Raw genomic sequence first — 20,439 nt, 5'->3', positions numbered from 1 at the left:
TATGATTCAAAGTTTTACACGATTAAATGTTGCAGACAATAGTGGTGCAAAAGAGATTATGTGTATCAAGGTTTTGGGTGGAAGCCATAGAAGATATGCAACAGTTGGTGATGTAATCGTGGCATCTGTTAAAAAAGCTATTCCTAATGGAAAGGTCAAAAAAGGGCAGGTTGTCAAAGCAGTTGTTGTAAGAACCAAGAAAGAAATTCAAAGAGAAGATGGATCTCTAGTACGATTTGATGATAATGCAGCAGTAATCTTAGATGCAAAAAGAGAGCCAATTGGAACGAGAATTTTTGGTCCTGTAAGTAGAGAAGTGCGATATGCAAATTTTATGAAGATTGTATCGTTAGCTCCGGAGGTATTGTAAGTGATAAAATTTAAGATTAAAAGAGGTGATACTGTAAAAGTAATCGCTGGTGATGATAAAGGAAAGATAGGTAAAGTGCTTTTTGTATATCCAAAAACTGCTCAGGTTGTGGTTGAGGGTTGCAAAATGGTTAAAAAAGCAATTAAACCAACTGAAGAGAATCCAAAAGGTGGATTTATCAATAAAGAAGCTCCAATGAGTATTTCTAATGTAAAGAAGGAGCAATAAATGTTTGGATTAAAAAGTGTTTATCAAAATGAAATTAAACAAAAGTTAGTTCAAGAATTAGATATCAAAAATCCTATGCTTACTCCTAAACTTGAGAAAATTGTTATCAGTGTAGGTGCAGGTGAGTATGCAAAAGATATGAAGATTATGCAAAATATTGCAGATACAATTTCTATTATTGCTGGTCAAAAAGCTGTCATTACCAAGGCTAAGAAATCTGTTGCTGGATTTAAGATGAGGGAAGGAATGCCAATGGGTGTAAAAGTTACATTGCGTGGCAATATGATGTATAACTTCCTTGAAAAACTCATTGTGATCTCATTACCAAGAGTGAAAGACTTTAGAGGTGTTTCTCGAAATGGTTTTGATGGACGTGGAAATTATAGTTTTGGTTTAAATGAGCAGTTGATGTTCCCTGAGGTTGTTTATGATGACATTATGGTTACTCATGGAATGAATATCACACTTGTAACATCAACAAATAGTGATAAAGAAGCATTCAAGTTGTTAGAACTTCTTGGTATGCCTTTTGCAAAAGGAAAATAAGATGGCAAAAAAATCAATGATTGCTAAAGCTAGCAGAAAAACAAAATTTAGTTCAAGAGCATATACAAGATGTCAAGTTTGTGGAAGACCACACTCTGTTTATAGGGATTTTGGTTTATGTAGAGTATGTCTCAGAAAAATGGGTAACGAAGGTCTAATTCCTGGGCTTCGTAAGGCAAGTTGGTAAGGAGAAATTATGGTAAATGATATTATTGCAGATTCTCTAACAAGAATTAGAAATGCTTCAATGAGAAGATTAGAGTATACGACACTTTATTATGCAAAGATTGTTGTCTCAATTCTTGAAGTATTTAAAAATAAAGGCTTCATCAAAGATTATAAGATTAATGATAAAGATGGAAAACAATCCATTAGCGTTCAATTGGCTTATGATGAAAGAGGTTATAGTGTAATCAGTGAAGTGAAGCGAATCAGCAAGCCAGGAAGAAGAGTGTATAAGAGTAGAAATGAACTTAAGCGATTCAAAAATGGTTATGGAACAATCGTTGTGAGCACTTCTAGGGGTGTAATTGCAAATGAAGATGCTTATAAAGCCAATGTTGGTGGCGAAGCACTTTGTAGTATTTGGTAAGAGGAGAAAGAAATGTCAAGAGTTGGAAAGCGACCAATTAGCATTCCTTCAGAGCTTAAGGTAAGCGTTGAGGGGAGCAAAATTGTCTTTAAAAATTCTAAGCTTGTTAAAGAGTTAGAAACACACAATAGAGTAATGATTGAGTGTTCTGAACAACAGCTTAGCTTTAAACCTATTAATGATGAGCCTCAATCAAGAGCATTTTGGGGAACTTATAGAGCTTTGGCAAACAATATTGTCATAGGTCTTAGCCAAGGGTTTAGCAAAACACTTGAGATTAATGGAGTAGGTTATAAAGCAGGTGTTTCTGGAAAAGTTCTTGAACTTGCTTTAGGATTCTCTCACCCTGTAAAATATGATATTCCTGAGGGTATTGAAATCACTGTGGATAAAAATACAATTACAATTAAGGGTGCTGATAAGCAACAAATTGGGCAAATTGCTGCTGAAATTAGAGAGTTTAGACCACCAGAGCCTTACAAAGGTAAGGGAATTAAATACAGCGATGAAGTCATCATCAGAAAAGCTGGAAAAACTGCTAAGAAGTAAGGGGTGAAAAATGACAAATAAAGTATTAGAGCAAAAGAAAAAACTTAGAGCAAAAAGAAAGCTTAGAGTAAGAGGAAATATCTTTGGTATTGCTTCTAAACCAAGAGTGAGCATTTTTAGATCTAATCGTTATCTTTATGCACAAGCGATTGATGATCAAAAAGGTATAACTCTTGCAAGTATTGATGGAAAGAAACTTGGGCTTGGAAACAACAAGGAGAATGCAAAAGAGGTGGCAAAGCAGTTTGCACAAAATCTTAAAAAAGCAGGAATCTCTGAAGTTATTTTTGATCGTAATGGATACATTTATCACGGTGTTGTCGCAAGCTTTGCTGATGCATTACGTGAAAATGGCATTATGCTATAATAAGGATAGGTGTATGGAAATCAATAGAGAAGAATTTAGTGAAGTTGTTGTAAATATTGGACGTGTTACAAAGGTTGTAAAAGGTGGTAGAAGATTCCGCTTTAACGCTCTTGTTGTTGTAGGAAATAAGAATGGACTTGTAGGATTTGGACTTGGAAAAGCCAAGGAAGTTCCTGATGCAATTAAAAAAGCAATTGATGATGCATTTAAAAATATCATTGAAGTCAATATCAAAGGAACTACAATCGCTCATGACATTGAACACAAATATAATGCAAGCAAAATTTTGTTAAAACCTGCTAGTGAGGGAACAGGGGTAATTGCTGGTGGTAGTGCAAGACCTGTTATTGAACTTGCAGGAATCAAAGATATTTTGACAAAGTCTTTGGGATCAAACAATCCTTATAATGTTGTAAGAGCTACAATTGATGCTCTAGCAAAAATTAAAGCTTAAGGAGTAGGAAATGGCATTAGAACAAATTAAGCCTGCCATTGGAAGCACACGTGATATCAAGCGTGTTGGACGAGGTCAAGGAAGTGGTATGGGAAAAACTTCTACTCGTGGCGGTAAAGGACAAACAGCAAGAACTGGTTATAAGGCAAAAAGAGGATTTGAAGGAGGCCAACAACCCCTTCAAAGAAGATTGCCTAAAGTTGGCTTTAAATCAAGAGTTCAAAAGCCTTATATTATCAATGTTGATAAAAGTGAGGCAGTCAGTAAAATTGCTGAAATTTCTTTAGAATCATTGCGTGAAGTTTATGGATTTCCTCTTTATATCAAGAGTGTAAAACTGATTGGAAGCAAGGCAAATACTTTGGTATCTAAAATCAAAGATGAGAGAGTGAAGGCGACCAAGGCTAAATAATGAATAAAAAGATTGTAGATAAAATTTTAATCACCCTTCTTTTTATCTTCTTGTATCGACTTTTGGCATATATTCCTGTGCCAGGAGTAGATCTCCTTGAAATCAAAAGATTTTTAGATCAAAATGCAAATAATGCTCTGGGTTTATTTAATATGTTTAGTGGAAATGCGGTAGAGCGTTTTAGTATCATTTCTTTGGGAGTGATGCCCTATATTACCGCTTCTATTATTATGGAGCTTTTGGCTGCGACCTTTCCTTCTTTAGGAAAGCTTAAGAAAGAGAGAGATGGGATTCAAAAATACACTCAAATTATTAAGTATGCAACAATTGTAATTACCCTCATTCAGGCTGTAAGTGTAAGCTTTGGATTACGAAGTCTTAATGATAATGGTGCAATTATGATTGATATGACGCACTTTGTATTGATTTCTGCCTTCTCGATGCTTGCAGGAACGATGCTTTTACTTTGGATTGGTGAGCAGATTACCCAAAGAGGTGTAGGAAATGGGGTGAGTTTGATTATTTTTGCAGGAATTGTTTCAGCAATTCCTTCTTCAATTGCAAAAACATTTGAGCTTGTCAATACTGGAGAACTTAATATTCTCAAACTTATTGTTATTGCTGTGTTGATTTTGGCTACTGTGTTTGTGATTTTGTATATGGAATTAGCAGAGAGAAGAATTCCTGTTTCTTATGCAAGAAAAGTGGTGATGCAAAATCAAAATAAGAGAATTGTCAATTACATTCCTATTAAAGTGAACTTAAGTGGGGTGATCCCCTCAATTTTTGCTTCTGCATTGCTTGTCTTCCCCTCAACGGTTTTGCAAAGTTCGAGCAATCCCTATTTGCTTCAAATTGCAGATTGGATTAATCCTAGTGGGTACCTCTACAATGTTTTAATGTTTGTATTTATTATTTTCTTTGCATATTTTTATGCTTCCATTGTTTTTAATTCAAAAGATATTGCTGAAAATCTTAAAAAGCAGGGAGGTTTTATTCCCGGTCTTAGGCCAGGTGAGGGAACAGTGAGTTTTCTTAATCAGGTTGCAAATAATCTTACATTTTGGGGAGCATTGTATCTTGCAGTCATTTCTACATTGCCTTGGATCTTACTTAAAGGAATGGGAGTACCTTTTTATTTTGGAGGAACTGCAGTATTGATTGTTGTGCAAGTTGCAATAGATACAATGAGAAAGATTGAAGCACAAGTGTATATGAGTCGCTATAAAACTTTAAGCGCAACTGGACTTTAATGGCAATTGCAACACGAAATGCACGCGAGATTGATTCTTTACGTGCCTCTAATCGTATTGTCGCTGAAGCTTTGAGTTTAGCAAAACGTTCTTTAAAAGTTGGAATCTCACTTTTAGAGATCGATAAAATGGTTGAAGATTTTATCCTCTCTCAAGGTGCTCGCCCAGCCTTTAAGGGGCTTTATGGTTTTCCTAATTCTGCTTGTTTATCTCTTAATTCAGTGATCATCCATGGAATTCCCACAGATTATAAGCTCCAAGAGGGAGATATTTTAGGGATTGATATTGGAGTGGAAAAAGATGGTTGGTTTGGTGATGCTGCAATTACGGCAGGTGTAGGAAAAATCTCTCATTCTGACCAAGCCTTAATTGATTGTTCGCGTAATGTTTTGTTTGAAGGGATTGAGAGCATTAGGGTAGGAATGCATTTTAAAGAACTCAGTGTCATTTTGCAAGAACTCATTGAGGGATATGGATATGTCCCCTTGGAAGATTTTTGTGGTCATGGGATTGGAAGGAAGCCCCACGAAGATCCTCAAATCCCTAATTATCTTAAATATGGAAGTGCAAAACAGGGGCCAAAGATTAAAGAAGGAATGGTGTTTTGCATTGAACCAATGATCTGCCAAAGAAGCGGAAAACCTAGGATTTTGGCTGATGCTTGGTCGGTCGTGTCAGAAGATGGATTAAATACAAGTCATTATGAACATACAGTTGCTATTGTGGGTGGTAAAGCAGAAATTTTGTCAAAGGAGGATGAGAATGGCAAAAGATGATGTCATTGAAATTGATGGGAAGGTGATTGAGGTGCTGCCTAATGCAACCTTTAGAGTTGAGCTAGATAATGGGCATGTTGTACTTTGCCATATTGCTGGGAAGATGAGAATGCACTATATCAAGATTTTACTTGGAGATCGTGTTAAGATCGAACTTACACCCTATAGTCTAGATAAAGGCAGAATCACATTTAGATATAAATAACCCCCTCCCCCTAAACCCTTTTGAGGGTTTGTCTTTTTTTATTTTGTTATAAGCGTCTCAATTCTTTTGGCACATTCTTTAACCCCAAGAACAAAAATACACTCAGCCATTCCAATTCCTCCACCTTTTCCAAGAATTGCTAAACGGAGGGGTTGGAGAAAGTCTGCAGGTTTAAGAGAATGCTTGCTCATAAACTCCTTGCTCTTTGCCTCATACTCACTTACACTTAAACCCTCACTTAGAGTTGCAATAAATTTAGAGAGGTTCTCTTTGCTGTTTTGGCTGAGTTTTGTATACATTTTTTCATCATATTTCTCTGGAGCATTCAATACCTCTTCTACTCCTTTTGCAAAACTTACAAGTGTATAATTTCTTTCCTTAAGTGCTTGAAATAAAACTTCAAGCTTTTCTCCTTCCAAGTTTACTTCAGAGCCAAAGTCTTTGAGCATTGCTTTGAGTTTGGAATTATCCATCTCTCTAATATAGTGGTTATTAAGCCAATCAAGTTTGGATTGGTTATAACAACTTGCAGAACTATTGAGATGATTGGGTGAGAAAAGAGTAATCATTTCTTCCATGGAGAAAATCTCCTTATCTCCACTGCTCCACCCCAAGCGAACAAGAAAATTTAGTAAGGCTTCATGCAAATAGCCCATTGTTTTATATTCCATAACATCTGTAGCCCCATCACGTTTGCTAAGCTTCTTGCCATCGGGATTTAGGATCATGGGCACATGGAAAAATTTTGGCACTTTAAACCCTAGCGCCTCATAAACTACAATTTGCTTAGAAGTATTTGTTGTATGATCATCTCCCCTGATAATATCAGTCACTCCCATAAGAGCATCATCAATGGCTACAACAAAGTTATATGTTGGGCTTCCATCGCTTCTTGCAATAATAAAGTCATCAATCTCTTTTGCAGCAATTTCAATTCTCCCCTTTACCCCATCTTCAAAAATAATGCTTCCTTCAAGAGGTGCTTTAATCCTCACTACAGGTTGCACACCTTTGGGTGGAATTCCTTTAAAATCTCTATAGCGATTATCATAGCGTGGAGGGAGTTTATTGGCTCTTTGTTCTTCTCTTAGTGCATCCAACTCTTCTTTTGTCATATAGCAGTAATAAGCTTTATCTTCATCAAGAAGCTTTTGAATATATTCTTTATAAAGCGGAAATCTTTGACTTTGATAGATGACTTCACCATCATGATGCATTTCACACCATTGGAATGCTTTGATAATAGCATTGGCAGCCTCTTGAGAGTTTCTTTGTAAATCTGTATCTTCAATTCTGAGTAAAAACTTACCCCCTTCTTTTTTGGCATAAAGATAATTAAATAATGCAGTTCTTAATCCTCCAATATGGAGATATCCTGTAGGAGAGGGGGCAAATCGTGTTACAACGCTCATAACATTTCCTTGATAAAAAGTTTTATATTATTGTAGCTCAAACCCCCACTTGCTTTGCTTATTCTTTATAAGAAAAGAAGAGAGTTCTTAAGATCATTGATAGGGTATTGATAAATTATAGAGAAAAAAGAGAGGGTTAAATAAGCTTTGAGTAAAATGAGATTTTGTGTAATTTTATAGATAGTTGATGTCTTGGTTTTTAAAGTTTAAAGTAAAGATATACTATCATAATTGATAAATTTTATTTTTTAGGAGGGTTATTATGGAGGACAAGGTTCCTGTATGGGTTGAAGAGGAGAGGTGCAAGGGTTGTGATATTTGTGTTTCTCTTTGTCCTGCAGGGGTATTATCAATGAGATTAGATGCTCATAAAGTTTTAGGGAAAGTCGCTGAGGTGAGCTTTCCTCATAGCTGTATTGGATGTAGGGAGTGTGAGCTGCACTGCCCTGATTTTGCAATTTTTGTTGCAGAGAAGGGGGAATACAGTTTTGCAAAAATTAGCTTTGAAGCCCAAGAGCGAGGAAAGAGAATTAAAAATAATAATTATGTATTGCCCCAAGGAGAAAAAGCATGAGAGAATTGATCATTAATGGGAATGAGCTTGTAGCAATTGCCGCAATTGATGCGGGATGCAAATTTTTTGGAGGCTATCCCATCACCCCTTCAAGTGAAATTGCTCATCAAATGAGTATTTTGCTTCCTCAAAATGAAGGGACTTTTATCCAAATGGAAGATGAAATTGGTGGAATTTGTGTAGCATTGGGTGCTTCAATGAGTGGGGTTAAGGCAATGACTGCAAGTTCAGGGCCAGGACTTTCTCTTAAAAGTGAGCAAATTGGCTATGGTTTTATGGCTGAGATTCCATTAGTGATTGTGGATGTGATGCGTGGTGGACCCTCAACAGGACTTCCCACTCGTGTTTCTCAAGGGGATGTAGAATTTCTTAAACATCCAACACATGGAGATTTTCAAGCTGTTGTGATTACCCCCTCAAATTTAGAGGAGATTTATCTTAAAACCATTGAGGCATTTAATCTTGCTGAAGAGTTGATGACACCTGTATTTTTGATGCTTGATGAAACTATTGGGCATATGTATGGAAAAGTCCTTTTGCCCGAAGTGAGTGAATTAAAGATTATGAATCGTGCAAGATTTAGTGGAGATCCTTGCGAATATTTCCCTTATGGTGTAGAAGAAAACTCTCCCGCAGTTCTTAATCCATTTTTTCAAGGTTATTATTATCATATTACGGGTCTTCATCATGGTAGAGCGGGATTCCCCACAGAGGATAAGGCTCTCTCTCAGGCCCTGATTGATCGCTTACTGGGAAAAATACAAAGTAGAGCTGAAGAATTTTTTGACTATAGTATCGCTGAATTTGAGGATGCACAGAGTGTGATTGTTGTCTATGGCTCAGTCTATCTCTCAGCAATGGAAGCACTTGAGGCTTTAAGAAAAGATGGAGTGAAAGTAGGAATTCTTTCTCCAAAACTTCTTTATCCTGTTGCAAAAGAAAAGCTTAAAGCCCTTTTAGAGGGGAAGAGAGTGATTGTTATTGAGCTTAATAGTGGGCAGTATGTTAAAGAAATTGAGCTTGCATTAGGGAGAGAAGTAGAGTTTATTGGACAATCTGATGGACGTCCTATTGATCCACTTGTAATGAAAGAAAAAGTTTTAGAAGTATTAGGAGAGAAATAATGGCATTTGATTATAGCCCGTATTTAAGAATGGACAAAATGCCCACACTTTGGTGTTGGGGCTGTGGTGATGGTGTGATTTTAAAAGCGATCATTAGAGCAATTGCTCATAATAGTTGGAATATGAAAGATGTATGTGTGGTCAGTGGTATTGGATGCAGTGGAAGAATGAGTTCTTATATTAATTGTAATACTGTTCATACTACGCATGGAAGGGCATTAGCATATGCAAGTGGGATTAAACTCGCAAATCCAAGTAAAAAAGTGATTGTGGTTTGTGGCGATGGAGATGCTTTGGCAATCGGCGGGAATCATACAATCCATGCATGCAGAAGGAATATTGATCTTAATCTTGTACTTGTGAATAATTTTATCTATGGCTTAACAAATTCTCAAACTTCACCCACAACGCCTCAAGGATTTTGGACTGCTACGGCACAATATGGCAATATTGATCCAAACTTTGATGCTTGCTCACTTGCCTTAAGTGCAGGGGCTTCTTTTGTGGCAAGAGAAAGTGTGCTTGATCCAAAGAAGATGGAAAAGATTTTTGCACAAGGGTTTGCTCATGAGGGTTTTAGTTTTATGGAGATTTTTAGTAATTGTCATATTAATCTTGGACGCAAAAATAAAATGGGGGAAGCCATTGAATGTCTTAATTGGATTGATAGCCTAACTGTATCAAAAGCAAAATTTGACACTCTTTCATCTGAGGAGAGGGTAGGAAAATTTCCTACAGGTATCTTGCATCAAGATAACAGGATGGAATATACCAAGGCTTATGAGGGCATTAGAGAGAAAGCAAGGGGGAGCAGATGAGAAAGCAACTAAGATTTAGTGGAGTAGGGGGACAGGGGGTATTGCTTGCTGGAGAAATCCTAGCAGAGGCTAAGATTGAAAGTGGGGGCTATGGAATTAAGGCCGCAAGCTATACAAGTCAAGTGCGTGGAGGTCCAACAAAGGTGGATATTCTCTTAGATAATGAACCCATTCTCTATCCCTATGCCACAGAGGGAAGTATTGATTTTATGCTCTCTACAGCCCAAATAGGATTTGATCTTTTTAAAAGTGGGATTAAGGAAGGGGGGATTATTGTTATTGATAGCAATCTTGTTAGAGTGGGTGAGGAGGATAGGCAAAAGTACAAAATCATTGAAATTCCTATCATCTCTATTGCTAAAAATGAAGTTGGAAATGTTGTGACTCAATCTGTTGTTGCTTTGGGGGTAAGTGTAGAACTTTCAGAATGTATGGATAGGGATTTGGTCTTTTGTGTGATGCAAAAGAAAGTGCCAAGCAAGGTGCTTGAAATCAATAAAAAAGCCTTTGAAATTGGAGAAGAATATGCCAAAAGAGCAAGGAGTCGCTAGGGCTCTTGCTCTTTTTATTGATTTGTGTATTCATAAAACTTTCTCAGATTAAATAACCTTAAATTTTCATTTAAATTAATAAAAAATAAATCATATTTTGGATATACGCTTACTTGCAAAAGCAAATTATTGAAGAAAGGAAAAAAATGAAAAAAGTTGGAATTTTTTATGGAAGTGAGAGTGGAAATACTAAAGAGGTTTGCCAAAAGATTGCCCAAGAGATTGGGGATGAGGCAGAAGTTTTTGATGTGTCAGGGGCAAGTAAGGAGCAGATTTTAGGGTTTGACAACCTTATTTTAGCAAGTGCAACTTATGGAAGTGGAGATTTGCAAGATGATTGGGAAAAGGCTTTTAAAAATTTTAATGAAAGTGATTTTGCCTCTAAGGTTATTGCTCTAGTGGGGGTAGGAGATGGGGACAGTTACTCAGATACATTTTGCGATAGTATTTACCATCTCTATGAAAAGGTTAAAAGTGCCAAAATTGTGGGAAGAGTAAATGCTGAAGGGTATATCTATGATGAGAGTTTATCTGTTGATGAAGGAGAGTTTTTAGGACTTGCTATTGATGAAGAAAATCAAAGTGAGCTAACAGAGGGAAGAATTAAGGCTTGGGTAAAACAAATTAAGGGCGAATTTATTTAATTGCCATAAGAAAAAAGAGGGGGTGAAAATCTGCAAAAAGAGCATCTTTTGCTAGAATTCCTAAAAATTAAATTTTAGGAATCTTATGGATAATTATGAATACTCAGAACTTCTTAAAGAACTTGATAACAAATGTAATAATATTGAAAAAATTATAAAGCCCCATAATATTCAAGCCCAGCTTAATGAGATTGAGGCAATAGAGCAAGATCCTAACTTTTGGAATGATGCAAAAAAGGCAGGAGAAGTAGGGAAAGAGAAATCAAGACTTACAAGACTTTTGCAAACTTATCATCATGCTAGGGGAATGCTTGATGATGCAAAAGAGTTGTTTGAAATTGCCCAAGAAGATGAAAGTTTAAAAGAGCAACTTTTTTCTGAAAGTCCTAAGCTTGAGGGGGTGATTAAAAAAGTAGAGATTGAAGTCATGCTCAGTGGGGAGAATGATGGAGCTAATGCAATTATTACAATTCAACCAGGAGCTGGAGGAACTGAAAGTCAAGATTGGGGAAGTATTCTTTATAGAATGTATCTGAGATGGGCTGAGAGAAGAGGATTTAAGGTTGAGTTACTTGATTATCAAGATGGTGAAGAGGCAGGGATTAAAGGTGTGGCATTTATCATTAAGGGAGAGAATGCATATGGATATATGAAGAGTGAGAATGGAGTGCATCGTCTTGTGAGAATTTCACCCTTTGACGCCAATGCTAAGCGACACACAAGTTTTTCAAGTGTGCAAGTTAGTCCTGAGCTTGATGATGATATTGATATTGTGATTGAAGAGAAAGATATTAGAATTGATACCTATCGAGCCAGTGGAGCTGGGGGACAGCATGTGAATAAAACCGAATCTGCAATCCGTATCACCCATATCCCTACAGGCATTGTGGTGCAGTGTCAAAATGATCGCAGTCAGCACAAAAATAAGGCCACAGCGATGAAAATGCTAAAAAGCAAACTCTATGAATTAGAGAAAGAAAAGCAAAATGCTTCAGCCTCTTTGCAAGAAAAAAGTGAAATTGGATGGGGACATCAGATTCGAAGTTATGTCCTAGCTCCTTATCAGCAAGTCAAAGATTCTAGAAGCAATCTAGCCTATAGTAATGTTGATGCAATTTTAGATGGGGATTTAGATGAAATGATTGAGGGGGTTTTGGTGAGTGGAGCAGTGCAATGAGTCCCCAACTTCCACAGATTCAAGAAATTTTAGAACTCATTAAAGAGGCAAAAACTTATAGTGTAGAGATGTTGGAGCGTATTGAGAAGCTTTGTTCTGTTATGACTCAAATGCAGGGAAGAAATACTTTTGTGCAACAATGTCTTAAAGAGCAAGCCCAAGTTATGAAAATTGTCAGTGAGCAAAATCCAGAATTTGAAATTTTTAAGAGCTCAAAAGATCAAATTCAAGAGGCACTTCTACATTCTCTTGCTCTTACACAGTTAAGTGAAAGAGGACTTGAAATTCTTGAAGTCAGTGCTAATACAAGCCAAGAACAAGAGGGGATTGCTAAGGCTTCTTTGCTTTTAAAAAGTGTGATTGGGTGTTTGGATATGCTTTTGGGCGAGAAGATAGAGGATTTTATTCAAACAACAGCAAACAATCAAAATGCAGGTATCCAAGAGATTGATGCACAGAGTTTGCAGAGTCTCAAACATCATTTTTATTTAAAGGGGGTAAAATGAACAAGGTTGAGCTTCTCTCTCCAGCAGGAAATCTTACAAAGCTTAAAATCGCTATTAATTATGGGGCAGATGCAGTGTATGGAGGGGTATCACATTTCTCTCTTAGGAATCGTGCGGGAAAGGAATTTAATTTAGAGAGTTTTAAGGAAGGGATTGAGTATGCACATGCAAGAGGAAAAAAAGTGTATGCCACAATCAATGGTTTCCCCTTTAATTCCCAACTCAAACTCTTAGAAAATCATATTCTCAAAATGGCAGAGCTTTCTCCTGATGCCTTTATTATTGCAACTCCAGGAGTAGTGCGATTAGCAAGAAAGCTTGCCCCTCATATTCCTATCCATCTCTCCACACAAGCCAATGTGCTTAATGTTTTAGATGCTGAGGTGTTTTATGAGCTAGGAGTAAAGAGAATTGTAGCAGCACGAGAGCTTAGCCTCTCAGATGCTGTTGAAATTAAAAAGCATCTTCCAGATCTTGAACTTGAAATTTTTGTGCATGGAAGCATGTGTTTTGCTTTCTCGGGACGTTGTTTAATCTCTGCTTTACAAAATGGTAGAGTCCCCAATCGTGGAAGTTGTGCAAATGATTGCAGATTTGATTATGAATATTATGTGAGAAATCCTGATAATGGGGTGATGATGAGGTTGCACGAAGAAGAGGGGGTAGGAACACATATTTTTAATGCCAAAGATCTTAATCTTGCCTCTCATCTTGATGAGATTCTTAAGAGTGGAGGAATTGATGCACTTAAAATTGAGGGTAGAACCAAAAGCAATTATTATGCAGGAATTACAGCACGTGCCTATCGTGAGGCAATTGATGATTATTATGCTGGAGAATATCGTGCGCCCAAATACCAACAAGAGCTCAATACTCTAAAAAATCGTGGATTCACTGATGGCTATATTATCCATCGTCCCCATGAAAAGCTCAATACCCAAAACCATAAAACAGCTATCAGTGAGGGGAGTTATCAAGTCAATGCAGAGGTGAGTGAGTGTGGAGAATGGTGTGTATGTCGCCATACGATTAGGCTAGGAGAATATAAAGAGATCATTGCCCCTAAGAGAGAAGAGATTGTTTGTGTAAATAATGAAATTGGCGTGATTGTTAAACATAATGATAAATATCTTATTAGTTTTAAAAAGATTGAGCTTGAAAATGGCAAGGAGCTTAGCGAAATTCATAGTGGAAATATCAATCGTTTTAAACTCCCTGCAAAACTCCCAGCTTTTAGTTTTTTTAGAGAGGAGATTGTATAGGAATGAGAAAATACACATTTTTTGACTTGGCAAAAGAAGCACTCCAGAGAGCAGATTTTCCTATGACACCTGATGAATTATGGGATTTTGCAAAAGAAAAGGGATTGGATCAAAAATTAGGCAGTGAGGGTAAAACCCCGCAAAATTCATTAGGTGCAATGCTATACAATAATATTAAAAACATAGATTCCATTTTTTATATTTCCTCAAAAAAACCCACAAAATTTTGGCTTAAATCAAGGAGGCAAGAGCTAGATTCTCAAGAGGTGCAGAAGAATATCCAAGCCCAAGAGGAAAATAAAGAAAGAGCAAGAAAATATGAGTTTGATGAGAGAGATTTGCACCCTTTACTTGTGAAGTTTATGCGAGAGAGTGAAGAATTTAATCTCTACTGTAAAACAATTTTTCATGAATCAAGCAAAAGGGCAAAGGGTGGAAAAAATCGATGGATACACCCTGATATTGTAGGGGTGCATTATCCCTTTGGATTTCAGAGAGAGACGTTAGATCTTCTGCAAAATTTTAGTCAAACTCCTTATGAACTCTATAGTTTTGAGTTGAAAATTTCATTAGATTTTTCAAATCTTAGAGAGTGCTATTTTCAAGCAGTGAGCAATTCAAGCTGGGCAAATGAGGGGTATTTAGTCGTTTTGGAAGTGAATGAGAGTAAAGAGTTTATCAATGAGCTTTGGCGATTAAATAATGCTTTTGGAATTGGAGTGATTAAACTCAACTCCCAAGATTTGCTTGCTTCTGAAATTTTAATTCCTGCAGAAGAAAAAGAGATTTTAGATTTTAAAACAATGGATTTGCTTGTAGAAGAGAATCCTGATTTTAAAAAATTTATTGAAAGTATTAATGCAAATATTAAAGTCGCCAATGCTGAATATATTATTCAAAAAGATTATGACAAAGTCCTTGATGATGAGAAAATGGAGCAATACCTCAAGCTCAAAAAAATTCTTTAATCTATGCGCCCATTTCCCAAATAGGCACAAAGATTCCCAGTGCCAAAAGTAAAATAAAGCCACCGAGCAAGAGAGTGAGCAATGGCTCAAGCACAGCGATGATTTTCTCAATCCTCTCTTGCATTTTTTCTGCATATTCTTTAGAGAGGATATTTAGGATTTCTTCTACTTTTCCGCTATGCTGGGCGATTTGGAGCAAAGCAAGATCAAGAGGGGTGAAAAGCTTACTTTCTTTTAGAGATGCACAGAGAGATTTTCCATTTTTTAAAGCTTCTTGAGTAAGGCAGAGGGCATTAGAGATTTTAGAAGATGAAAAAGAGCTTTGAGCGATGATGTGAGATTGTAAAAGTGGAATTCCTGAGTTAAGAAGAATCTCTAGAGAAAGACAATAACGTTGAATGTAGGAAGATTTAAAAATCTCTCCAATATAAGGCAGGGCAAGAAGCAAATCTTGCGCCCGTCCTTTCTTAGACTTGATCCACAAGATGAACATCCCCACCCCTCCTAAAACAGCCAAGAAGAAAGAAAGAGAATATTGAGAGAAAAAATGTGAGAGTGCAAAAAGAAAGCGTGTGCTTAGGGGGAGGGAAATAGAGTTTTGAGCAAAGATTTGTGCAAAATTAGGAAGAACAAAAATAAGCACAAATGCAAAACAGGCTAAGGTTGAAAATAAAACAATACTTGGATAAAACAAAGCCTTTTTGATTGCTTTTTGATTTTTCTCTTTGATTTTAAGCTCATTAATTAGAAGTTTTAGGGTATGAGAAAGATTGCCACTTTTACTCCCTGAGCTAATCATCGCTAAAGAGAGATCTCCAAAAATATGCACATAAGGAGCAAAAGCCTCAGGTAAACTCACTCCATTCTCTACAGAATTTTCAATAGAGGCAAAGATCCTTTTAAGTTTTGCATTGGGACAATGGTCTTTAAGAAGATTAAGGGATTGAGAGAGCGGAATTGAGGCTGAAATCATTAAGGAGAGTTGCCAAAGTGAAGCAATGATTTCTTTTGAGGAAATAGGCAAAAGATTTGTAAGAGTAGGGAGTTCTTGAATTTCAAGAGGAATATAGCCTTGTGCGATAAGAATATCTTTGGCTTCTTGAGGAGATTGGGCTTTGAGTGTAGTTTCTTTAAGTTGATTGGCTTGAAGATATTTGATTTTATATCTCATGATTTTTCCCCAAAGAGGGGAGAATTAGATAAAGAGAGAATTAACACTCTCATCATTATTAATCCTGCGAATCACTTCAGCAAAAAGTGGAGCAACACTAAGGATTTTGATTTTAGAACAGGTTTGTGTTAAAGGGATGGTATTACTCATGACAACTTCATCGAGCACACTCTCTTGAATTCTTTGAATTGCCCCACCGCTTAAAACAGGATGAGTGCCGAGTGCCATTACACTTTTTGCTCCATGTTTTTTTAGCACATCTGCGGCCTTACACATTGTCCCTGCGGTATCAATCATATCATCTACAAGGATTACATCTTTTCCATTGACATCACCAATGATATTCATCACTTCGCTGATATTTGCTTTTTCTCTTTTTTTATCTACAATGACAAGATCAAATCCTAATTGATCAGCAAAATATCTTGCACGTGATACTCCGCCAATATCAGGAGAGGCAATGATTGGATTGGGAAGATTTTTTTGTTTAATGTAGTCACGGAAAATGATAGAGCCATAGAGATTATCTACAGGCACATCAAAAAATCCCTGAATTTGTCCTGCATGCAAATCCATTGTTACAATTCGATTAATCCCTGCAGTTTCCATTAGATTGGCTACAAGCTTAGCAGTGATAGGCACTCTTGGAGCTGCTTTTCTATCTTGTCTTGCATAGCCAAAGTAGGGGATGATTGCATTAATTGTGCGTGCAGAACTTCGTTTAAATGCATCTGCCATAATCAGTAATTCCATAAGATTGTCATTTGTGGGTGCACAAGTGGGTTGAATGATAAAAGTATCTTTCCCACGCACAGATTCACTGATTTGTACATTGATTTCACCATCGCTAAACTTTCCAACAATCGCATTTGCAACAGGCACATCCAAAAAACGTGCAACCTCTTGTGCAAAATCAGGGTAGGCAGTTCCTGTAAAAATCTTATAGCCTCTCATATTTTTCCTTTGAGCTTAGAGTTAAAATAAAATTATAACTTACTAGAAAATGCTTAAAACATATTTTTATCCAAGATAAACCTGCTAGAATTTTTAAAAAATCATTATGTAAGGAAAATCAATGACAAAACGCATGATTGTGCAATACATTATTGGATCATTTTTTGCCATTTGGGTGATTTTTAGTCAAAGTGCATTGCCTCAAATTGTTCAAAATCTTATGCTTGTGGGGGGATTTTGTTTGATTATGGTGGGAGTTTTAGGCCGACTTTATGCCACTTTGTATATTGGTGGAATGAAAAATAGGGGAAGTGATGGCAATAGTTTTGTTAAAGAAGGAGTATATGGAATTTGTCGAAATCCTTTATATCTTTTTTCTTTCATTGGATTTATTGGTTTGCTTTTGATTAAAGCACAACTGAGTTTTTTGATTGTAGGAATCATTGCTTATCTTTTAGCCTATCGTGTAACAATCAGAGATGAAGAAACTTATCTTGAGGGGCTTTATGGGGAGAGTTATCGCCAATTCCTCAAAGATGTCCCTCGATTTTTTCCCGATACTCGTATCAAAAACTTTACATATCCTCAAAAACTTACAATCTTGGTGCATTTCTATCATGTAGAGATGAAACGTGCGCTTGTATGGGTAGGAATGGGAGCGTTAATTTATATTATCTCTCTTTTGCACACTCAAGGCATTCTGCCTTATTTTATCAGTGTGCTTTAGTTTGGCTTGAGCCTGTGATGTGAAAGTGGTGTAAAAACTCATCATTCACATCAAGTAAGCCCCTCTCTCTTAAAGAAGAAATAACTTCAGAATTACAATCAGTTTCTAATGGCCACTCTCTTGTATAGCCATCACATTCTCCTTTATCTGTAGCATCAATGCATACAAGATTTTCTAAGATCACAATATCTCTTTTGGCATCAATATTATTTGCAACTCTCCAAACAATCATATAGGGATTATCCAAATCATTCTTATGTGCATCAAGAGCAATAAGAATGCTTAGATGCTTTTGTAGTGGAGCAAGAGCATGGAAAGAGGGGAGCAAAGAGTGGGAATCTTTTTGCACTCCAAGTAAAGTAATGGGATGGTGGGTGTGAGTAAAGTATTGACGCAAGAGCTCTGCTTCTGGCATAAGGGCTTTAATTTTTTTAAATAATTCCTCATCGCTTAAAAGCACAAAATCTTCATTTCTCACTTCATCTCCACTCACATCAAGCCCAAGTTTCCCCCCTTGTGCATATTTTGGTGAGGAGTGATCGAGCGCATCGCAAATCCCCTCAGTAATAAGGATTTTACTAGGGTGGAAGCGATTGAGAATGTGAGTGGTGAGGGCTTGATAATCTGTGAGTTTAGGAGAGGAAGCATTCACAAAGATTGCATGTTTGACAAAACTCATTTGACCCACACCCCAAAAAGCATGCATAATTTGTTGAGAGTGGGCGGGATAGTTTGGAGAGATTTGAGCAAGGATAAGATTATGAAAAACCCCATTTTCTGGCATATGATAATCAAGCAGTCCATGAGCTGTAGTTTTGAGTATAGGGAGAAAGAGTCGTTCAGTAAGATAGCCCATATATTTATCTTCTAGTGGAGGCTTACCTACAACAGTAGCAGGGAATATGGCAGAGCGTTTGTGAGTGATTGCGCTAACTTCTAATACAGGATAGGGCTCAATAGGCGTATAGTATCCAGTATGGTCTCCAAAAGGTCCTTCAAGCTCCATTTTACTAGGATCTACCCATCCCTCAATGACAAAATCTACATCAGAAGGGATCATAATGGGATTAGTGATAGATTTAACAAGTTTAACCTTTTTGGAGCGAATCATTCCATAGAGCATTAACTCAAATGCACCATAGGGCATTGGAGCTTGTCCACACCAAGTATAGAGTGGATCCCCACCCAGTGCAATGCTTACAGGCATTTTTACTCCCGCTTTTTGATACTCATGGAAGAAGTGATTGGAGTCTTTGTGGATTTGCCAATGCAAAGCTAGGTGAGTATCATCAAAGATTTGCAAGCGATACATTCCTAGATTTTTCACTTCTCCTTTAAGACTTTGGGTATAAACTTGCCCCATTGTAATGAATGCTCCCCCATCTCTCTCCCAAGTCTTAAGAGCTGGAAGTTCTAGAAGGGAGGGATTAAGATTGATAATTTCTTGGCACTCTCCTTTAGTGCGAAGGATCTTAGGAAATGCATGTCTAAGGGAAAAAAGCTCTTTGGCTTTGATGATTTTATCCCCAAGGGTTTTTGGAGGAGAGAGTTTAAGGAGATTTTCAATTCTATGTGCAATCTCTTCAATCTCTTTTCCCACAATCAGATCAAGGAGCTTAAAAGAACCAAAAATATTTGTTAAGACTGGGGTTGTAAAGCTTTTATTTCCTCTTTTAGGATGAGTGAAGAGAAGGGCTTGGGGATTTTGTTTTTTAACTTCAATATAGGAGAGGTGGGCGATTTCTAGATCAATATCAAGTGGAGTGTCAATGACTTTGAGTAGATTATGTTTTTGGGCGAGGTTGATGAAATTTTGCATTTTTACCCTTTGTATGAAATTAATAATCTTTAAAGACTAGAATTATAACCAAAGCTTATTCTTAAGTTAAAACCTTATAAAATAATAGGGAAAAAAGATGATGAGAATAGACGCTAAAAAGAGAGGAAGTAATGTCTCTTTAATTTTATCATGACAAGAAATACTTAATAAATACTTATATTTATTATTTTTATATTTTTAATATTTATCCCCCCCCCCCTAAAAGATTTCAGATATAATGGTCTAATCTTAATTTAAATTAATAAGTTAAGATAAATAAAAGTAAAAGATTCTTTTACAAACAAAATGGAGACAAAATGAAAAGCATCACTTTAAAGGATAAAGTAAGTAAATCTTCTTGGAGAAAAATCTTCTGCACTACTCGTAGCATTGGGTTAAGCTCATTGTTTTGCAGCGTTGCAATTGCTGATGAGACAGTCAGCAATCTTGCAAAAGTGCTAGAGTTGCAAACTAAAGATCCTTCATCAATAGAGTTAGTTTCATCAAACTATTCATCTAAGTTTGTTCCTTCAGTATCTCCAGGATTTTATCAACTCAAAGATGATATGACTAAAGGGGAATTGTTAGACACTTCTACAATCATTGCCTTTGATACAGTAGTTATTGATGGTAAAAATTATTCTACATTTAAGTTTTCAGATCAAGCTCTAGACACCTTTAAACTGTATGTTACAGGAGAATCTGTCGTATGGGATGACTCTAAAAAACAGTTAACTATTCCTAAAAACTCAATATTTGTTTCAACTCAAGGTTTAGCTATGGGTGAGAATGGAGGAGGAACATTGCAACTCGACCAATGGACATCCAAAAATAATACAGATGAAAAAACTTTCATTATGGATCTCTCTGGTGTAGAGGAGTCTTCTTATGCTTTTTATGGAAATCTTAATTTCACAGGTAAAACAGATGGAAATAAGCAAAATTACTCCTCTAAAACTGCTGAACTAAGATTGGGAGGA

The 20,439-nt window shown here is 36.6% G+C and carries 27 protein-coding genes; 23 read left to right on the top strand and 4 right to left on the bottom strand.

The window, feature by feature from the left end; all coding sequences use genetic code 11:
* The first annotated feature begins 1 nt into the window (after nucleotide 1).
* Genes rplN through infA form a run of 12 tightly spaced genes read left to right on the top strand, consistent with a single transcriptional unit; the run spans nucleotide 2 to nucleotide 5,752 of the window.
* A complete protein-coding gene (gene rplN / locus CQA62_RS00135) occupies nucleotides 2-370 on the top strand; it encodes a 50S ribosomal protein L14 (protein WP_066340756.1) in 369 nt (122 codons plus the stop codon).
* Nucleotides 371-598, top strand: a complete 228-nt coding sequence (gene rplX, locus CQA62_RS00130) for a 50S ribosomal protein L24 (protein ID WP_232006756.1) — start codon at nucleotides 371-373, stop codon at nucleotides 596-598.
* Entirely contained in the window at nucleotides 599-1,144 is a 546-nt protein-coding gene (gene rplE / locus CQA62_RS00125; protein ID WP_104723473.1) for a 50S ribosomal protein L5, read from the top strand.
* Between the two features lies 1 nt (nucleotide 1,145).
* A complete protein-coding gene (locus CQA62_RS00120; RefSeq protein ID WP_104723470.1) occupies nucleotides 1,146-1,331 on the top strand; it encodes a type Z 30S ribosomal protein S14 in 186 nt (61 codons plus the stop codon).
* 9 nt (nucleotides 1,332-1,340) lie between these two features.
* Nucleotides 1,341-1,736, top strand: a complete 396-nt coding sequence (gene rpsH / locus CQA62_RS00115; protein WP_104723467.1) for a 30S ribosomal protein S8 — start codon at nucleotides 1,341-1,343, stop codon at nucleotides 1,734-1,736.
* Nucleotides 1,737-1,748: 12 nt separating this feature from the next.
* Entirely contained in the window at nucleotides 1,749-2,285 is a 537-nt protein-coding gene (rplF, locus tag CQA62_RS00110) for a 50S ribosomal protein L6 (protein ID WP_104723464.1), read from the top strand.
* Between the two features lie 10 nt (nucleotides 2,286-2,295).
* Nucleotides 2,296-2,652, top strand: coding sequence for a 50S ribosomal protein L18 (gene rplR / locus CQA62_RS00105; protein ID WP_104723461.1), 357 nt, complete (start codon nucleotides 2,296-2,298; stop codon nucleotides 2,650-2,652).
* A gap of 13 nt (nucleotides 2,653-2,665) precedes the next feature.
* Entirely contained in the window at nucleotides 2,666-3,106 is a 441-nt protein-coding gene (gene rpsE, locus CQA62_RS00100) for a 30S ribosomal protein S5 (protein WP_104723458.1), read from the top strand.
* Between the two features lie 10 nt (nucleotides 3,107-3,116).
* Entirely contained in the window at nucleotides 3,117-3,518 is a 402-nt protein-coding gene (gene rplO / locus CQA62_RS00095; protein ID WP_104723455.1) for a 50S ribosomal protein L15, read from the top strand.
* Entirely contained in the window at nucleotides 3,518-4,771 is a 1,254-nt protein-coding gene (gene secY / locus CQA62_RS00090; protein WP_104723452.1) for a preprotein translocase subunit SecY, read from the top strand. The genes rplO and secY overlap by 1 nt, the downstream gene beginning before the upstream one ends.
* Nucleotides 4,771-5,547, top strand: coding sequence for a type I methionyl aminopeptidase (map, locus tag CQA62_RS00085; protein WP_104723450.1), 777 nt, complete (start codon nucleotides 4,771-4,773; stop codon nucleotides 5,545-5,547). Before secY ends, map begins: the two co-directional genes overlap by 1 nt.
* Nucleotides 5,534-5,752, top strand: coding sequence for a translation initiation factor IF-1 (gene infA / locus CQA62_RS00080; RefSeq protein WP_027326676.1), 219 nt, complete (start codon nucleotides 5,534-5,536; stop codon nucleotides 5,750-5,752). Before map ends, infA begins: the two co-directional genes overlap by 14 nt.
* 38 nt (nucleotides 5,753-5,790) lie before the next feature.
* On the opposite strand, the gene gltX is transcribed toward infA, so the two are convergent.
* A complete protein-coding gene (gene gltX, locus CQA62_RS00075) occupies nucleotides 5,791-7,164 on the bottom strand; it encodes a glutamate--tRNA ligase (protein ID WP_104723448.1) in 1,374 nt (457 codons plus the stop codon).
* Between the two features lie 262 nt (nucleotides 7,165-7,426).
* Between gltX and CQA62_RS00070 the strand changes: the two genes are divergently transcribed.
* The 9 genes from CQA62_RS00070 to CQA62_RS00030 all read left to right on the top strand — a co-directional run bounded on the left by CQA62_RS00070 (nucleotide 7,427) and on the right by CQA62_RS00030 (nucleotide 14,788).
* Entirely contained in the window at nucleotides 7,427-7,738 is a 312-nt protein-coding gene (locus CQA62_RS00070; RefSeq protein ID WP_104723446.1) for a 4Fe-4S binding protein, read from the top strand.
* A complete protein-coding gene (locus CQA62_RS00065; protein WP_104723444.1) occupies nucleotides 7,735-8,862 on the top strand; it encodes a 2-oxoglutarate synthase subunit alpha in 1,128 nt (375 codons plus the stop codon). Before CQA62_RS00070 ends, CQA62_RS00065 begins: the two co-directional genes overlap by 4 nt.
* Nucleotides 8,862-9,680, top strand: a complete 819-nt coding sequence (locus tag CQA62_RS00060) for a 2-oxoglutarate ferredoxin oxidoreductase subunit beta (RefSeq protein WP_104723442.1) — start codon at nucleotides 8,862-8,864, stop codon at nucleotides 9,678-9,680. Before CQA62_RS00065 ends, CQA62_RS00060 begins: the two co-directional genes overlap by 1 nt.
* Nucleotides 9,677-10,231, top strand: a complete 555-nt coding sequence (locus tag CQA62_RS00055; protein WP_104723440.1) for a 2-oxoacid:acceptor oxidoreductase family protein — start codon at nucleotides 9,677-9,679, stop codon at nucleotides 10,229-10,231. The genes CQA62_RS00060 and CQA62_RS00055 overlap by 4 nt, the downstream gene beginning before the upstream one ends.
* A gap of 146 nt (nucleotides 10,232-10,377) precedes the next feature.
* Nucleotides 10,378-10,875 carry a flavodoxin gene (locus tag CQA62_RS00050; RefSeq protein ID WP_104723438.1) on the top strand — a complete coding sequence of 166 codons (498 nt, stop codon included), beginning with the start codon at nucleotides 10,378-10,380 and terminating at the stop codon, nucleotides 10,873-10,875.
* A gap of 85 nt (nucleotides 10,876-10,960) precedes the next feature.
* Nucleotides 10,961-12,052 (top strand): peptide chain release factor 2, encoded by a 1,092-nt coding sequence (gene prfB / locus CQA62_RS00045; protein ID WP_104723436.1) that lies wholly within the window; start codon nucleotides 10,961-10,963, stop codon nucleotides 12,050-12,052.
* Nucleotides 12,049-12,558, top strand: a complete 510-nt coding sequence (locus CQA62_RS00040) for a hypothetical protein (protein WP_104723434.1) — start codon at nucleotides 12,049-12,051, stop codon at nucleotides 12,556-12,558. Before prfB ends, CQA62_RS00040 begins: the two co-directional genes overlap by 4 nt.
* Nucleotides 12,555-13,820, top strand: coding sequence for a peptidase U32 family protein (locus tag CQA62_RS00035; protein WP_104723432.1), 1,266 nt, complete (start codon nucleotides 12,555-12,557; stop codon nucleotides 13,818-13,820). Before CQA62_RS00040 ends, CQA62_RS00035 begins: the two co-directional genes overlap by 4 nt.
* A 2-nt stretch (nucleotides 13,821-13,822) precedes the next feature.
* Nucleotides 13,823-14,788 (top strand): HTH domain-containing protein, encoded by a 966-nt coding sequence (locus tag CQA62_RS00030; protein WP_104723430.1) that lies wholly within the window; start codon nucleotides 13,823-13,825, stop codon nucleotides 14,786-14,788.
* A 1-nt stretch (nucleotide 14,789) separates the two neighbouring features.
* Here the strand turns inward: CQA62_RS00030 and CQA62_RS00025 are convergent, their stop codons facing one another.
* The gene (locus tag CQA62_RS00025) at nucleotides 14,790-15,959 is read right to left on the bottom strand and encodes a type II secretion system F family protein (RefSeq protein ID WP_104723428.1); all 1,170 of its coding nucleotides are present in this window, start codon (nucleotides 15,957-15,959) and stop codon (nucleotides 14,790-14,792) included.
* 24 nt (nucleotides 15,960-15,983) lie between these two features.
* Entirely contained in the window at nucleotides 15,984-16,913 is a 930-nt protein-coding gene (locus CQA62_RS00020) for a ribose-phosphate pyrophosphokinase (protein ID WP_104723426.1), read from the bottom strand.
* A gap of 121 nt (nucleotides 16,914-17,034) precedes the next feature.
* On the opposite strand from CQA62_RS00020, the gene CQA62_RS00015 reads away from it, so the two are divergent.
* Nucleotides 17,035-17,640, top strand: coding sequence for a methyltransferase family protein (locus CQA62_RS00015; RefSeq protein WP_104723424.1), 606 nt, complete (start codon nucleotides 17,035-17,037; stop codon nucleotides 17,638-17,640).
* Here the strand turns inward: CQA62_RS00015 and CQA62_RS00010 are convergent.
* The gene (locus CQA62_RS00010; RefSeq protein ID WP_104723422.1) at nucleotides 17,627-19,459 is read right to left on the bottom strand and encodes a menaquinone biosynthesis decarboxylase; all 1,833 of its coding nucleotides are present in this window, start codon (nucleotides 19,457-19,459) and stop codon (nucleotides 17,627-17,629) included. The genes CQA62_RS00015 and CQA62_RS00010 overlap by 14 nt on opposite strands.
* A gap of 317 nt (nucleotides 19,460-19,776) precedes the next feature.
* On the opposite strand from CQA62_RS00010, the gene CQA62_RS00005 reads away from it, so the two are divergent.
* A partial coding sequence (locus CQA62_RS00005; protein WP_147288241.1) for a hypothetical protein occupies nucleotides 19,777-20,439 on the top strand: 663 nt, incomplete at its 3' end.

It is taken from the genome of Helicobacter cholecystus, assembly GCF_003364215.1.
Taxonomy (GTDB): Bacteria; Campylobacterota; Campylobacteria; order Campylobacterales; family Helicobacteraceae; genus Helicobacter_G; species Helicobacter_G cholecystus.
Note: the sequence above shows the minus strand (reverse complement) of the source record. Positions and strands in the feature narration are given on the sequence as shown.